15 protein-coding genes, 1 tRNA gene and 1 other annotated feature are annotated in these 15,429 nt (G+C 47.2%); of the genes, 15 read left to right on the top strand and 1 reads right to left on the bottom strand.

Annotated elements, in window-relative coordinates; all coding sequences use genetic code 11:
* Positions 1–107: 107 nt before the first annotated feature.
* The 6 genes from K6C05_RS04775 to folD all read left to right on the top strand — a co-directional run bounded on the left by K6C05_RS04775 (position 108) and on the right by folD (position 6,871).
* A complete protein-coding gene (locus tag K6C05_RS04775; RefSeq protein ID WP_296731889.1) occupies positions 108–1,190 on the top strand; it encodes a FemAB family protein in 1,083 nt (360 codons plus the stop codon).
* A 1,332-nt stretch (positions 1,191–2,522) separates the two neighbouring features.
* Positions 2,523–2,723, top strand: a complete 201-nt coding sequence (gene tatA / locus K6C05_RS04770; RefSeq protein WP_296731887.1) for a twin-arginine translocase TatA/TatE family subunit — start codon at positions 2,523–2,525, stop codon at positions 2,721–2,723.
* Positions 2,713–3,651, top strand: a complete 939-nt coding sequence (gene tatC / locus K6C05_RS04765; protein ID WP_296731884.1) for a twin-arginine translocase subunit TatC — start codon at positions 2,713–2,715, stop codon at positions 3,649–3,651. The genes tatA and tatC overlap by 11 nt, the downstream gene beginning before the upstream one ends.
* Positions 3,652–3,660: 9 nt before the next feature.
* The gene (locus K6C05_RS04760; RefSeq protein ID WP_296731882.1) at positions 3,661–5,121 is read left to right on the top strand and encodes a menaquinone biosynthesis decarboxylase; all 1,461 of its coding nucleotides are present in this window, start codon (positions 3,661–3,663) and stop codon (positions 5,119–5,121) included.
* 40 nt (positions 5,122–5,161) lie between these two features.
* Complete coding sequence (locus K6C05_RS04755) at positions 5,162–5,992, top strand: 4-hydroxybenzoate octaprenyltransferase (RefSeq protein ID WP_296731892.1); 831 nt, start codon at positions 5,162–5,164, stop codon at positions 5,990–5,992.
* 15 nt (positions 5,993–6,007) lie between these two features.
* A complete protein-coding gene (gene folD, locus K6C05_RS04750; protein ID WP_296731880.1) occupies positions 6,008–6,871 on the top strand; it encodes a bifunctional methylenetetrahydrofolate dehydrogenase/methenyltetrahydrofolate cyclohydrolase FolD in 864 nt (287 codons plus the stop codon).
* Positions 6,872–7,007: 136 nt separating this feature from the next.
* Here the strand turns inward: folD and K6C05_RS04745 are convergent, their stop codons facing one another.
* Complete coding sequence (locus tag K6C05_RS04745; RefSeq protein ID WP_296731878.1) at positions 7,008–7,199, bottom strand: hypothetical protein; 192 nt, start codon at positions 7,197–7,199, stop codon at positions 7,008–7,010.
* Between the two features lie 311 nt (positions 7,200–7,510).
* Here K6C05_RS04745 and K6C05_RS04740 point away from each other — a divergent pair, with 311 nt between their 5' ends.
* From K6C05_RS04740 to K6C05_RS04700, 9 genes are all read left to right on the top strand, one after another.
* Positions 7,511–9,178 (top strand): formate--tetrahydrofolate ligase, encoded by a 1,668-nt coding sequence (locus K6C05_RS04740; protein ID WP_296731876.1) that lies wholly within the window; start codon positions 7,511–7,513, stop codon positions 9,176–9,178.
* A gap of 153 nt (positions 9,179–9,331) precedes the next feature.
* Positions 9,332–10,075, top strand: coding sequence for a methylenetetrahydrofolate reductase (locus K6C05_RS04735; RefSeq protein ID WP_296731873.1), 744 nt, complete (start codon positions 9,332–9,334; stop codon positions 10,073–10,075).
* Positions 10,076–10,095: 20 nt separating this feature from the next.
* A complete protein-coding gene (locus K6C05_RS04730; protein ID WP_296731871.1) occupies positions 10,096–10,935 on the top strand; it encodes a sulfide/dihydroorotate dehydrogenase-like FAD/NAD-binding protein in 840 nt (279 codons plus the stop codon).
* 5 nt (positions 10,936–10,940) lie between these two features.
* Positions 10,941–12,341, top strand: coding sequence for an NADPH-dependent glutamate synthase (gene gltA, locus K6C05_RS04725; protein ID WP_296731868.1), 1,401 nt, complete (start codon positions 10,941–10,943; stop codon positions 12,339–12,341).
* 57 nt (positions 12,342–12,398) lie between these two features.
* Entirely contained in the window at positions 12,399–12,965 is a 567-nt protein-coding gene (locus K6C05_RS04720) for a 3'-5' exonuclease (protein ID WP_296731866.1), read from the top strand.
* Positions 12,966–12,991: 26 nt separating this feature from the next.
* The gene (locus tag K6C05_RS04715; RefSeq protein WP_296731863.1) at positions 12,992–13,474 is read left to right on the top strand and encodes a DUF523 domain-containing protein; all 483 of its coding nucleotides are present in this window, start codon (positions 12,992–12,994) and stop codon (positions 13,472–13,474) included.
* 3 nt (positions 13,475–13,477) lie between these two features.
* Entirely contained in the window at positions 13,478–13,906 is a 429-nt protein-coding gene (locus K6C05_RS04710; RefSeq protein ID WP_296731860.1) for a YbjN domain-containing protein, read from the top strand.
* A gap of 434 nt (positions 13,907–14,340) precedes the next feature.
* Positions 14,341–14,425, top strand: a tRNA-Leu gene (locus tag K6C05_RS04705).
* Positions 14,426–14,441: 16 nt separating this feature from the next.
* Positions 14,442–14,668, top strand: a binding site (T-box leader).
* A 72-nt stretch (positions 14,669–14,740) separates the two neighbouring features.
* A partial coding sequence (locus K6C05_RS04700; RefSeq protein WP_296731858.1) for a class I tRNA ligase family protein occupies positions 14,741–15,429 on the top strand: 689 nt, incomplete at its 3' end.

The following is a 15,429-nucleotide window of genomic DNA, read 5'->3' as shown; positions in this document are numbered from 1 at the left end:
GCCACTGACAAGGCATTTGCCCTGATAAGGAAGGCTGTTGATAATGACAGCGTGGACGGGATTTTGCGTGGCGGCAAGGTAGATCCTGTATTTAAAAGGAATATCAAATGAGTATGACCGGGGAAGCTTTGCAGAAGCTGTTTGAAAGTGAATTCCAGGGAATGGCCAAGCTGTCTTTGGGGCAGGAGGCTATATGGGATGAGGTGCTGGCCAAGGTACCTTATGTGCCTGTTGGGTATACCCGTGCTTCTCTGGAGTATCAGCATGCCTATATGAGTGCGTTCCTGGAGGAGCTTGTTGATTTTTCGGTGATTATATACCAAAAGAACAGGCCCATAGGGGTTTGGCCTCTGAGCCTTCGGAAAAAGGACGGTGTATATGAATTCGCTACCAATCAGGGGGCGGTGTTGCCACCTGTGTTTGTAGCGGGGACTTCAGAGAGGCTGATAAAGAAGTATGATACTGCCTGCCTGGATGCGATGAAAGGCTTCTATAATGCCCTTAAGGAGAAGATTTCCCTGAGGAGCAAATGGAAGACCAGGGTGGATTTTTTGCAAAGTGAGCTTTTGGGGCAGAGTATATCCTGGGAACAGAAATGCATGCTGCTGAAGGCTGTGCCAAGGGTTGTGCATGATTTGTATGTGGATTTGTCCTGGCCTTTGGATAAAATTCATGGTAATTTGCGAAAGTCATATCGTTCGCTGATTAATGAGGGTGAAAGAATCTGGCAGGTGGAGGTCCATGATCAGGTGAGTGAGGAGCTGTTTGAGGAGTTCCGCTGCCTGCATATTGCCGTGGCCGGCCGTGAGACCAGGCCGAAAATCACATGGGATTTCCAGAGGAAGGGTATCAATGAAGCTCTGGATTTTTTGGTAACTGTCCGTGACAGTGAACAAAAGCTGTGTGGCGCCGGACTCTTTGAGGTTTCCAGGGACGAGGGCAGCTATGCCGTGGGGGCTTATGACAGATCGTTGTTTGATAAGCCTGTAAGTCATGTTGTCCAGTGGACTGCCATCAGGCATCTCCAGGAACTGGGTAAAAGGTGGCATTATGTGGGGCAGAGGTTTTATGACTGTGATGTGCCTGTACCTACACCTAAGGAAATGCAGATAGCGTATTTCAAGGAGGGCTTTGCCACTGATACTGTCCTGAGATTGATGTTGGAAATGGATTTGGAAGAAGCTGAATAAATGTGGATTGGAAAGGATGGTCATGGACAATGGCCATCCTTTTTTGACGAGGAACGGGTGTAACGGAATATGCTTCCCCAGAGGGGAAGTGAGACCTCATTCGAGTGCCTAGTGCCTGCAGGGTGCTTCTCCAGAGGGGAAGTAGAACCTCATCCGAGTGCTTCGTTCTGTACCGAAAAACCTCATTCGACAACTTTATACTCCCGTCCCCCTCGTTACCCGTGCCTTCCCCTTTGGGGAAGGTGCCGAGCTACGCGAGGCGGATGAGGTTAGGAGCGAAGCTCCGTCATAAACACTTGACTTACTTGTATGCTGGTCTTGTGCCTAGTGCCCGCAGGGTGCTTCTCCATAGGAGAAAAGACCTCATCCGTCAGCCTACGGCTGCCACCTTCTCCATAGGAGAAGGCACAAACTTGACTGTAGTAGGGCCAAACCAGTTTTCACCTCATCCGAGTGCTTCGTTCTGCACCGAAAAACCTCATTCGACAACTTTATAGTCCCGTTACTCCCGTTAACCGTGCCTTCCCCTCTGGGGAAGGTGCCGAGCAACGCGAGGCGGATGAGGTTAGGAGCGAAGCTCCGTCATAAACACTTGACTTACTTGTATGCTAGCCTTGTGCCTAGTGCCTGCAGGGTGCTTCTCTATAGGAGAAGTAGAACCTCATCCGTCAGCCTACGGCTGCCACCTTCTCCATAGGAGAAGGCACAGCCTTAACTTACATAATGCCATAACATATTTTAAAGCTCCATAGGAGAAGGCACAAACTTGACTGTAGTAGGGCCAAACCAGTTTTCACCTCATCCGAGTGCGTTGTGACACCGACGGCACATGTACCAGCGTCTTGTTGCTGGTCTTGTGCCTAGTACCCGTAGGGTGCTTCTCCATAGGAGAAGTAGAACCTCATCCGAGTGCTTCGTTTCCACCGACGGCACATGTGTCAGCCCCTTGTATGCTAGCCTTGTGCCTAGTACCCGCAGGGTGCTTCTCCATAGGAGAAAAGACCTCATCCGTCAGCCTACGGCTGCCACCTTCTCCATAGGAGAAGGCACAAACTTGACTGTAGTAGGGCCAACCTCATCCGAGTGCTTTGTTCTGCACCGAAAAACCTCATTCGACAACTTTATACTCCCGTCCCCCTCGTTACCCGTGCCTTCCCCTTTGGGGAAGGTGCCGAGCAAGGCGAGGCGGATGAGGTTTATGATGGTGCGGGAATGAGGTCATTGGAATGGTAACCTTTTTTACGCAGAGGCATTTGTTTTTACTATTGGCAAAATTGGAGCTATGGCGTTATAATAGTAAGGTATATTTTTTAGATAATAGGGGGTTGTCTCATGTTTGGTTTAGGCGTACCTGAACTTATTTTGATTTTGATTATTGGTCTGGTTATTTTTGGTCCTGGCAAGCTGCCTGATATTGGCAAGGCTTTTGGCAAGAGCATCAGGGAATTCAAGTCTGCTGAAAAGGGTATTGATGATAAAAAGACTATTGATGTAACTCCTGAGACTAAGGAAAATAATAAGGATGAAGCCTGATATGTCCGGGGATGATCTTGAAAACTACAAGGGGATGACCGTTGAGGAAATCCTGGCTGCTCAGACTCCGGAGCCGGAAGCTGAGCCTAAAGAGACAGAAGGTGTGGAGGATGCTCATCCTGAGGCAGAGGAAGTCTCCGGGGTAAAGGATAATCACACCTCGGATAATGAGTCCTCTCAGGACACTGATGAGCCGGATGCTTCAGAGGATGATGAAGCGGATGGGGATGACAATGCTGATGAGGGTATGTCGATTATAGAGCATCTCACTGAGCTCAGAAAAAGGATTATACGCAGTATAATTGCAATAATAATATGCAGCTGCATTACTTATAATTTTGATGAGATCATTATGCAGTTTTTGATGGCGCCTGCCGGGAAGCTATATTTTATGCATCCTGGTGAAGCGTTCTTTTCTTATGCCAAAGTGGTGTTGTTTTCCGGCTTCCTGCTGGCCACTCCGGTGGTATTCTATCAGGCCTGGCGGTTTTTTGTTCCGGCCTTTACCCGACGGGAACGCATGGTATTGGGGATTATGGTGCCCAGCTCCGTGGTGCTTTTTTACATAGGCTTGGCCTTTTCCTTTTTCATGGTGGTGCCGTTGGGAATCAAATTCTTCATGGGGATGGGCTCAGATGATTTGGCACCGCTGTTTTCGGTGGAACAATATCTGGATTTTATAATGACTTTTCTTATTCCTTTTGGTCTGGCTTTTGAGCTGCCGCTCATCATTATTTTGCTGGCCCAGCTGGGAATTGTTACTTCGGCTCAGCTGAAGAAATATTTCAGATATGTATTCCTGATTTCCTTTGTTATCGGGGCAATCCTGACGCCACCGGATATTATTTCCCAGATTACTTTGGCAATACCGTTAACGGCTTTGTATGGATTTAGTTATCTGGTAGTCAGATATTTATTGAGAAAATAGGAGGCATATATGGCTTTTAAGGATTTACGGGAGTTTATTGCTGAACTGGAAAGCCGTGGCTTGTTGAAACGCATTACAGCCGAGGTTGACTGTGAACTGGAAATTACAGAGATTACCGACCGGGTATCAAAAATGGAAGGCGAAAAAAATGTGGCCCTGCTGTTTGAGAATGTGAAGGGCTATGATATGCCGGTGCTGATGAATGCCTTTGGCAGTATGGAGCGTATGGCCATTGCCTTTGGTGTTGAAAAACTGGATGACATAGCCGATGAGCTTAGGGAAATCATGAGACTGCCTTATATTTCCCTGACCCACAAGATGGATTTGATTTCCATTATCCCAACTGCCAAGAAGGCGATTAATTTTCCAAAATATGTGAAAAACGCTCCTTGTCAGGAAGTGGTAATTACCGATAATCCATCCCTGGATAAGTTTCCTATTTTGAAGTGCTGGCCACAGGATGGGGGCAGGTTTATTACGCTGCCTCTGATTTTTACCAAGAATCCTAATACCGGGAAGCGCAATGTGGGAATGTATCGGCTGCAGAAATATGACAGCTGTACCACAGGCATGCATTGGCATATCCATAAGAATGGTGCGGACAATTATCGTGACACCAAGGCTAATGGTGCGCAGCGCATGGAGGTGGCTGTTGCTATCGGTACTGATCCGGTGGTGACCTATGCTGCCACGGCTCCATTGCCAAGGGATATTGATGAAATGGTCTTTGCCGGGTTCCTGCGCCATAAGGGTGTGGAAATGGTCAAGTGCAAGACTGTGGATGTTGAAGTCCCTGCCCATGCAGAAATCATTCTCGAGGGATATGTGGATGTTGATGAGACCCGCTGGGAGGGCCCTTTTGGTGATCACACCGGCTATTATTCCCTGGCGGATTATTATCCTGTATTCCATATTACCTGTATTACTCATAGAAAAAATCCGATTTATCCGTCTACTATTGTGGGAAAGCCTCCTATGGAGGACTGTTATCTGGCAAAGGCTACTGAGCGTATCTTTTTGCCACTTCTCCAGCAGGTGATTCCTGAGATAGTGGATATCAATATGCCTCTTGAGGGCGTTTTCCATGATTGTATTTTTGTGTCCATCAAAAAGACTTATCCAATGCAGGCCCAAAAGGTCATGAATGCTCTTTGGGGCATGGGACAGATGATGTTCATCAAGATGATAATCATCGTGGATGCCCATGTGGATGTTCAGAATCCTAAAGAGGTATGGTGGCGGGTATTCAACAATATCGATGCCAAGCGTGATCTGGTTATGATGGAAGGTCCATTGGATGTCCTTGACCATTCTTCACCTATGGCAAAATGGGGTACCAAGGTGGGAATCGATGCCACAAAATCCTGGCCTGAGGAGGGTCATACCCGTGAATGGCCTGATGAGATTGAGATGACTCAGGATATCAAGGATATGGTAGATGCAAAGTGGGAGGCGCTTGGCCTTGATTAGTTCTGAGAAAGATTCTTTTTGGAGCAAGCTGGATGCCCATATGAACAATGTGGCGTTTTATCAGACGATATTTTCCCTGCCCTTTGCCTATATGGCTGCTTTCCTGGCGGCAGATGGCAACCCTGATATCATGGTGATGGTCTGGATTACCTTGACTATTATAGCTGCACGCAGTGCGGCCATGGCCCTGGATAACCTGGTGGATCTGAAATATGACAAGGACCAGCCAAGGTTTAAGGAGCGCCCAATGGTGTCAGGACGGATAAGCCACAAGGATGTATATATTTTCCTGGCCATATGCTTTGTGGTCTTGATAGGTTCGGTGCTGCAGCTTGATCCAATCTGTATAAAGCTGTTGCCTGTGGCGGCGTTGCCGTTCATTATTTATCCTTTTACGAAACGGGTTACCTGTCTTTGCCATTATGTCTGTGGTGTGGCTATAGCCATGGCTCCGGCAGGTGGTTGGGTGGCTGTCAGGGGTACTATCGATTGGACAATGATTGTGCTGTGCATCGCGGTGGCTCTCTGGATAGGGGGCTTTGATGTGGTATATGGTGCTCAGGATGAGGAGTTCGACAAGGCTCATGGGCTTCATTCCATGGCTACGGTATTGGGTGTGGATAGGGCCCTGCTGCTGGCGAAGCTCACCCATGTGGCCTGTATGCTGGTGTTTGTATATCTGGGCCTTTTGCTGGGCCTTAACGCTGCGTATTATATTGGTGTGCTGGTGGCTGCATCAGTTTTGTATTACCAGCACAAAATTATTCATGTCAATGGTTTTGGTGTATTTACACGGGATTATTACATGCACAATGGTATAGTATCTGTGGCAATATTTTTGTTTACTTTGGTCAGCCTGTACACGAGATAGAAAGGGCGTGGAATAATGTCTGCAAGATTGTTGGAGGGCAAGTTTTTTGCCGAAAAAATCCGTCAGGAAGCCGGTAAAAGGGCAGAGAAGCTTAGGGAGGAGCATGGTATCACTCCTGGTTTGGCTGTGATAATTGTGGGTGAGAATCCTGCTTCTCAGGTATATGTCCGTAATAAGCATAAGGCCTGTACGGAGCTGGGCTTTTATTCTGAGGGAATTGAGCTCCCTGAAACCACTACCCGTGAAGAGCTGTTGGGTGAGATTAATCGTCTCAACAAGGATCCCAAAATTCATGGAATCCTGGTCCAGCTGCCACTGCCAAAGGCTTTGCAGCCATATGAATCAGAGGTTTTGGAGGCTATTGATCCCTTGAAGGATGTGGATGGCTTTCATCCGGTAAATGTGGGGCGCCTGGTAACTGGGCAAAAGGCGCTGGTGCCTTGTACTCCTCATGGCTGTATCAGGATGCTGGAGCTGGCGGATATTCCCATGGAAGGTGCAAAGGCTGTGGTTATCGGCCGCAGCAATATTGTGGGCAAACCTATGCTGCACCTGCTGCTTGGGAAGAATGCCACGGTGACAATATGCCATTCCCGTACCAAAAATTTGGCGGATGTGGTAAGGGAAGCCGATATTGTGGTAGCTGCCGTTGGCAAGCCGAGGTTTGTGACTGCGGATATGATTAAGCCTGGTGCTACGGTGATTGATGTGGGAATAAACCGCATTGCTCCCAAGAAGCTGGTGGGGGATGTGGACTTTGAGGCTGTCCGTGAGGTGGCCGGGGCCATCACTCCTGTTCCTGGCGGTGTGGGGCTTTTGACCATAGCCATGCTGATGCAGAATACTGTAGATGCTGCTGAATTGCAGCTGCAGAGATAATTGTACAAAAAAAAGGCTCCTTAAGGAGAAGGTGTAGAGACCCCATAAGTTAGACTAAGTAATCTAACTTATGGGGTCACTACAAGGTTCTTCTCTTTAAGGAGCCTTTGATATATGCTTTTTTATTTCGGGTATATTATTTGACCTGACTGCTCAAATCCTGAATTTCCTCATCTGTGAGGTTGGTGTAGCTGGCTATTTTTTCAACAGGTTCATTGGCCCTCAGCATACGCAGGGCTGTACGGCGGTTGGCTGCATTTTCCCCTTTGATGATACCCTTTGACAGACCATCGTTATAGGATTCCATAAGCTTTAATTCTAAATTCATCTCAATCACCGCTTTCTGTATCATGTCTTGTGAAGGTATTTTGATTTTGTCATAATCTGAAAAGCTAATTAATCATACCCATAAATACTTGTATGATATTATCATTTTTATTGAAGAACTGTCAACAGGATAATGGTACTTTTTGTATAAATATATAAGATGTCTGAGGTTATCTTTATTGGCATGGTGCTTCATTTATAGTATAATGTTTAAGTATATATTTTTGTCTGGCGCTGTCAGGTGTTCAGATAACCGCGTAGGCGGAAATTTAGTTTATGCTGTATTTGATTGGATTTAGGGGGATATGCTAAATGAAAACTGATGTGGAAATTGCTCAGGAAGCAAAAATGCAGCCGATATCTCAGATTGCCCAGGTACTTGATATTGATCAGGACGATCTGGAGCTGTATGGAAAATACAAGGCTAAAATTTCCCTTGATGCCTGGAATAAGGTAAAGGACAATCCTGATGGAAAACTGGTGCTGGTAACGGCAATTAATCCAACCCCTGCAGGTGAGGGGAAAACGACCACCAGTGTTGGTTTGGCAGATGCCTTTCATAAGATGGGCAAAAAGATAGCTGTTGCCCTGCGTGAACCTTCCCTTGGCCCATGCTTTGGCCTGAAGGGCGGTGCTGCCGGCGGTGGTTATGCCCAGGTGGTTCCAATGGAGGATATTAATCTGCATTTTACCGGTGATTTCCACGCCATTACTACGGCACATAATCTTCTGGCAGCAGTCATTGATAACCATATCCAGCAGGGAAATGAACTGGATATTGATGTCAGGAGAATTGCCTGGAAAAGAGTGGTAGATCTTAATGACCGTGCTCTCCGTCATGTGGTGATCGGCATGGGAGGAAAAGCCCATGGTGTTCCACGGGAGACTGGTTTTGATATAACTGTAGCCTCGGAAATGATGGCCATTTTGTGCTTGGCCAGTGATCTTGAGGATATGAAGAAGCGCCTGGGACGGATTGTTATTGGCTATTCCCGCAGCGGCAGGGCCATTGTGGCAGATGAGCTGAATGTTACCGGTGCTCTTACCCTGTTGTTTAAGGATGCCATAAAACCAAATCTGGTGCAGACACTTGAGGGGACTCCGGCTTTGATTCATGGGGGTCCTTTTGCCAATATTGCCCACGGCTGTAATTCTGTAATGGCAACCAAGTTTGCCCTGAAGTTTGCCGATGTGGTTGTTACTGAGGCCGGCTTTGGTGCTGACCTTGGTGCTGAAAAGTTCCTGGATATCAAGTGCCGTTTTGCAGGGCTGAAGCCTTCGGCCGTAGTTATTGTAGCTACTGTCAGGGCTCTGAAGATGCATGGGGGCATGCCAAAGAACGAGTTGGGCAAAGTTGATATGGAGGCTCTTGAGAAGGGCCTGGCCAATTTGATTAAGCATATAGAAACCGTTCAGGCGTATGGACTGCCGGCTGTTGTGGCCATCAATGCTTTTCCTACGGATACTCCGGAGGAGCTGGCTTTTGTTGAAAAGCGCTGCAATGAGCTGGGGGCTGAGGTGGCCCTGTCACAGGTTTGGGCCAAGGGCGGCGAAGGCGGACTGGTCTTGGCGGACAAGGTGCTGGCAGCCATGGAAAAGCCAAATAGCTTTAATTTTGCCTATGATGTTAATCAGTCGATTCCGGAAAAAATTGAGGCCATTGTAAAGAGGGTTTATGGTGGCAATGGGGTGGTATTTACTGGTCCTGCTCAAAAGCAGCTGGAGGAAATCGAGAGGCTGGGACTGGATAAGATGCCTGTTTGTATGGCTAAAACCCAGTATTCTTTGTCGGATGATCCTGCCAAGCTGGGGCGCCCGGTGGATTTTGATATAACTGTAAAGGAATTGCGTATTTCTGCGGGGGCAGGGTTTATTGTTGCCCTGACAGGAGATATTCTGACTATGCCGGGGCTGCCAAAGAAGCCTGCAGCAGAGAATATGGATATTGATGTAAATGGGAAAATTACTGGATTGTTCTAAGGTATGCAAAAGCCGGATGGAGGGTTCTTATAGACCTTAATCCGGCAGTGAATAAGATAGTATGACAAGCCAAACTGAGGTTACCTTATAGACCTCTATCTGGCAATAAATAACTTTCTAGAGTGAAAGTATCAGGAAAAGAAGTGATTTAATTTGGGTAGAATTTCGGTGGAACTGGTGCCCCGCAGTCAGGAAGGCTTACGGGAGGATCTGAAAATTGTAAAGGACAATGTGCAGGGCGTGGATATCATCAATGTTCCGGATCTCCTGCGATTGGATATAAGAAGCTGGGAGGGGTCTGCTATTGCCCAGGATTTTTTTCCGACATCAATACCCCACATAAGGGCCATTGATGTGGATCTTTCCCAACCTTTGACAATGTGCTCTGCACTTCGTAACAGCAATATTACCGAGGTGCTTGTTATCGAGGGCGATCCACCCCAGGATATGAGTCACAAGGTTTATCCTACTGTGACTACAGATGTTATTCAGAAATTTCATCAGGAAATGCCTGAAGTGAAGGTGTATGCTGGTATTGATCAGTACCGTGGCAGCATGCGCCAGGAAATGTACCGGATTCAGCGAAAGCTGCAGGCCGGGGCAGTGGGATTTTTTACCCAGCCGTTTTTTGACCTGAGACTGTTGGAGATATATGCTGATATGTTGGAGGGCCAAAATGTGTATTGGGGTGTGTCTCCTGTTATGTCGGAGCGTTCCCAGAGTTATTGGGAAATGAAGAATAATGTTATTTTCCCAAAAGGCTTTGAGCCTACCCTTGATTGGAGTATTGAATTTTCCAGAGAGGTCCTGAAGTTTGCCAGGGACAGGGATGCAAACCTGTACCTGATGCCAATAAAAAGTAATTTGGATGCTTACTTAAAAGGTGTGTTAAGCTAAGCAGAAGAGGAGAGAAATGTATGTTTAAGATTGTTTCGAAAGCGGAGCTTTCTCCAGGCATACTCCATTGTGATATCGAGGCTCCAAGGGTAGCAAAAAAGGCCAAGGCTGGCCAGTTCATCGTGCTTCGTGTTGACGAGAAGGGGGAGAGAATTCCTCTTACTATTGCTGATTTTGACCGGGATAAGGGGACAATTACCCTTATTTTCCAGGCTATCGGTGTATCCACCATGCAGCTGAGCAAGCTCAATGTAGGTGATTCCATTGTTGATTTTGCCGGACCTTTGGGCCAGCCATCGGTTATTACCCCTGATATGGGAACCGTGGTATGCATTGGCGGCGGTATTGGTGTGGCTCCTGTTTATCCAATTGCCAGGGCTATGCATGAGGCCGGCAATAAGGTTATTTCCATTATGGGTGCCAAGACAAAGGATATTTTGATTTTTGAAGATAAGATGCGTGCCATTTCTGACGAGGTTATTATTGCTACTGATGATGGCTCCTGTGGTGTGAAGGGTTTTGTTACTACGGCTCTTCAGCAGCTGGTGGATCGTGGCGAGAAGATTGATCAGGTTACGGCTATCGGACCTGGCATCATGATGAAGAGTGTGGCGGATGCTACCCGTCCTTTGGGGATTAAGACTATTGTTTCCCTGAACCCTGTCATGGTGGATGGTACCGGCATGTGTGGCGGCTGCCGCGTACAGGTGGGCGATGAGATGAAGTTTGCCTGCGTGGATGGTCCTGAATTTGATGGTCATCTGGTAGATTTCAACAATCTCATGTCCCGTGGCCGTATGTTCCGTGAGGAAGAGGCCAGGGCCAAGGATCATGTGTGCAATATTGGACTGGGGAGGTAAGAAGAATGGCACTGATTTTAGAAAAACATAAAATGCCAGAGCAGGATCCTCAGGTCCGTGCTCATAATTTTCAGGAGGTTGCCCTGGGCTATGATGAGGAAACTGCAGTGGCTGAAGCAAACCGTTGCCTGGGCTGCAAGAATCCTCAATGCCGTCCTGGTTGTCCTGTAGGAATTGATATTCCTGCGTTTATTGCCAAAATCAAGGAACGGGATTTTGACAGCGCTATCGAAATCATCAAGGAATCCAGTTCTCTCCCGGCTGTCTGTGGTCGTGTATGCCCACAGGAGAACCAGTGTGAGAAGAACTGCGTATTGTCCCACAAGGGTGAATCTGTGGCTATTGGCAGACTGGAACGCTTCGTGGCTGATTATCAGCTGGCCAAGAATGAGGAAGTAAAGCCTATTGAATTTGCACCGGATGCACAGAAGGTTGCGGTAATTGGTGCCGGTCCTTCCGGTCTTACCTGTGCCGGTGATTTGGCCCGCAAGGGTTACAGGGTCACTGTGTTTGAGGCCCTTCATGTGGCTGGTGGTGTTTTGTCCTATGGTATTCCTGAGTTCCGTCTTCCAAAGGACAAAATCGTGCAGCGTGAGGTTGATAACCTGAAGAAAATGGGCGTTGAAATAGAGGTAAACTGTATTGCCGGGCGCCTGTTTACTGTTGATGAGCTGATGGGTGAAATGGGCTATGATGCTGTGTTCGTTGGTACTGGTGCCGGATTGCCTCATTTTATGAATATTCCTGGTGAGAACCTGAATGGGGTGTATTCCTCCAACGAGTTCCTTACCCGCTGTAATCTGATGAAGGCCTATGATTTCCCTAATCATGCTACTCCTATTCGCATAGGTAAAAAGGTAGCTGTGGTTGGTGGCGGTAATGTTGCCATGGATGCTGCCCGTACTTCTCTGCGCCTGGGTGCCGACAAGGTATATATCGTATACCGTCGCAGTGAGGCAGAGCTTCCTGCCCGTGCTGAAGAAGTCCATCATGCCAAGGAGGAGGGGATAGATTTCCGTCTTCTCAATAATCCTGTGGAGATTATCGGTGATGAAAATGGTTGGGTAAAGGCCCTTAAGTGTATTCGCATGGAGCTTGGTGAACCTGATGCTTCCGGCCGTCGCCGTCCGGTAGCCATCGAGGGCTCTGAATTTGAGTTGGATGTGGATACTGTAATAATGGCAATCGGCAATGGTCCAAATCCTATTGTTGCTTCCACGACTCCTGGGATGGAGACCAATAAGCGCGGCAACATAGTTGCTGATGAGGAAACCTGTGCTACCACCAAGGAAGGTGTGTTTGCCGGTGGTGATATTGTTACTGGTGCAGCTACTGTTATTTTGGCTATGGGTGCCGGCAAAAAGGCGGCTGCTGCCATTGACAAATATCTGCAGTCCAAGAAATAATACCTCATCAGGCAGGGAATTGGATTATGAAGCTTTATTGTAGGAGCAGCGTTGGGTATGAATATGAATTATTGTGCCATTGATTTTGAGACGGCTACTGCCAAACGGGATTCGGCCTGTAGTGTGGCTTTGATAGAGGTGGAGGCAGGGAAAATCGTGAAGGAGCATTATACCTTGCTCCAACCGCCTGGCAATATATATAGCTACCGTAACATTCAGATTCATGGTATCCGGCCACAGGATACTAAAAATGCTCCTACCTTTGCAAGGCTGTGGCCTCAGCTCAGGCGGCTTCTGGAGGGCAGACTGGTGCTGGCACATAATGCTCCTTTTGACATGGGGGTCATTAAGGGATGTATCAAGAGCTTTGATTTGGAGCCAGTGGAATTTCGGCAGTGCTGTACCGTAAAAATGTCCCGTTGGGCTTGGCCGGAGCTTGAAAATCATCGCCTGGGAACAGTGGGGAAGTATCTCAATATAGAATTTAATCATCATAATGCCCTGGATGATGCCCTTACCTGTGCCAAGATTCCTCTTTATGCAGCACGGGAGCTGGGGGTGCAGAGCTTTGCGGAGCTGAAGGCACGCTTGGGATTTCCGGTAATAGATTTCAGGTGCAGCTAAAATATTAAAGGATAAGGATGAATGCTATGATATTAGTGTCGTCATGCCTTTTAGGCAATAAAGTGAAATACAGTGGTGAATCAAATGATAATGACTTGCTGATGCGCTATAGCCGTTATCTTACCGCTGTTTGCCCGGAATGTCTGGGAGAACTGCCTATACCACGCCCTCCGGCGGAATTGCAGAATGGTGATGGTAAGGATGTGCTGAATGGTAAGGCAGAGGTCAAGAATAAATTGGGTGAGCCTGTTACTGAGAATTATATCAGGGGAGCACAAAAGACCTTGGAACTGGTGAAAAAGAACAAGGTCAGGGTGGCCATCATGAAGGCAAACAGTCCTTCCTGTGGCAACAACATGATATATGATGGGACTTTCAGCGGGAATAAAATCCCCGGTGAAGGTGTGACTGCTGCTCTATTGACACAGAATGGGGTAAAGGTATATTCTGAAAAGGATATTGATGAAGATATGTTGCAAAGGTTAATTGCAATGTATAGGGAGGAATAAAAGATGACTACAAGAGCCGATATGTTTCAGGAATTTTTGGACAAGAACAACTTGAATATGTTTAATCGTCAGGATATGAATGATGAGATTCATACTGGGATATTCCGCACCGCATTTGGGATTGAGGGGAAAAATATTCCTGCTGTGGTTGTGGTTGATGACAGTGCTTTTTGCATGATTCAGGTCCATATGGCAACAACTGTATTGCGTGATGATAATAAGCTGAAGCTGTATGATGCTATTAATCGTTGGAATACTACACTGAAGCCTTTCAAGTTCATCCTGGACCAGCAGGGGAATCTGGTATTGGTAGCCTGCCTGCTCAACGAGGATGGAAAGATGGATGGTGATAAGGTAAATGCCATGCTGAACACTATTCTTGATTACCTGAACAAGGAGCATAAGAATGTTCTGAATACTGTTGTTGGCTGATTGAATTAGCTTTTATTGTGGATGTAACAAAGCTGTCGGTGTCTTTGGGGATACCGGCAGTTTTTAATTGTAATCGTATGATTGAGGGGACCTTTATCCGGCAATAGATATGTGGTATGCACGGGCCGGATGGAGGTCTAACGGGGCACGCTTGCGCTCACGGCAGATTGCCCTAGTGGTACTAGGCTCGCATGGCGCTGCTGCTTGTGCTTGCCAAGGACCAAGGGCAACTGAGGTCCCCTTATAGGCCCCTATCCGGCAATCAACAAGAAAGTACGATCAGTCAAAATGAGGTCACCTTGTAGACCTTTATCCGGTAATTGATATTTTCACGATTAAAGGGTTTGAATGGTTTGGCGGAAGCAGGGGAAAAATTGACAGTGATATAATTTAAGGGTATAATTATTACCGTTCTTAATGAATTAAGAATGAATGCGGGCGTGGCGGAACTGGCAGACGCGCTGGACTTAGGATCCAGTGCCGCAAGGCGTGGAGGTTCGATTCCTCTCGTCCGCACCATAAAAGTTTTATATTTTTACAGACTTTGATGAAGAGGAGTATCTGCAACGCAGCTCCCTAGAGAGGAAAGATAAGGTGAGAGCTTTCCGGGTGTGCGGCAGTGAAGGTAGCTTCGGAGTTTTCCTGCTGAACTGACAGTAGGTGGGAACGCAGATACAGCGTTATGTAAATGAGCTTAAAATCATGTTGGTGATTTTAAGGAATTTAGGTGGTACCACGGAAGTAGGCACTTTCGTCCTTTGACAGGGCGGAAGTGCTTTTTGTTTTGCTCTTGGTGCCGGTTAGCAGAGTATATTATGATGGAGGTTACAGAATATGGAAGAGAACAATATCCAAAAGGTTTATGACCCAAAAGCCTTTGAAAAGAAATGGTATGGTTATTGGGAAGAGAATAAGCTGTTTCATGCAGTGGTTGAGGAGGAAAAGAAGCCTTACAGCATCGTGATTCCACCTCCTAATGTTACCGGTCAGCTCCATATGGGACATGCCCTTGACAATACCCTGCAGGATATTCTCATCCGCTGGCGGCGCATGCAGGGCTATAATACCATGTGGATGCCTGGCTGTGACCATGCAGGTATTGCCACTCAGGCCAAGGTGGAGGCGGCTCTTCGTGAGGAGGGAACCAACCGCTATGAGATGGGCCGTGAAAAGTTCCTGGAAAGGGTTTGGCAGTGGAAGGAAAAGTTTGGCAGCCGTATCATGAGTCAGCTTCGTTCTTTGGGTTCCTCCCTGGATTGGGACAGGGAACGCTTTACCATGGATGAGGGCTGCTCCAAGGCTGTAAGAGAGGTTTTCGTAAGCCTTTACGAAAAGGGACTGATTTATCAGGGAACTCGTATTACCAACTGGTGTCCGGAGTGCAATACTGCTATTTCTGATATTGAGGTGGAGCATGAAACCGAGCAGGGACATCTGTGGCATATCCGCTATCAGGTAGAGGGTGAGCCGGATAAATTTGTGGAAATTGCCACTACCCGTCCTGAGACCATGTTTGGTGATAC

Source organism: Anaerovibrio sp. (genome assembly GCF_024697385.1).
Lineage (GTDB): Bacteria > Bacillota > Negativicutes > Selenomonadales > Selenomonadaceae > Anaerovibrio.
Note: the sequence above shows the minus strand (reverse complement) of the source record. Positions and strands in the feature narration are given on the sequence as shown.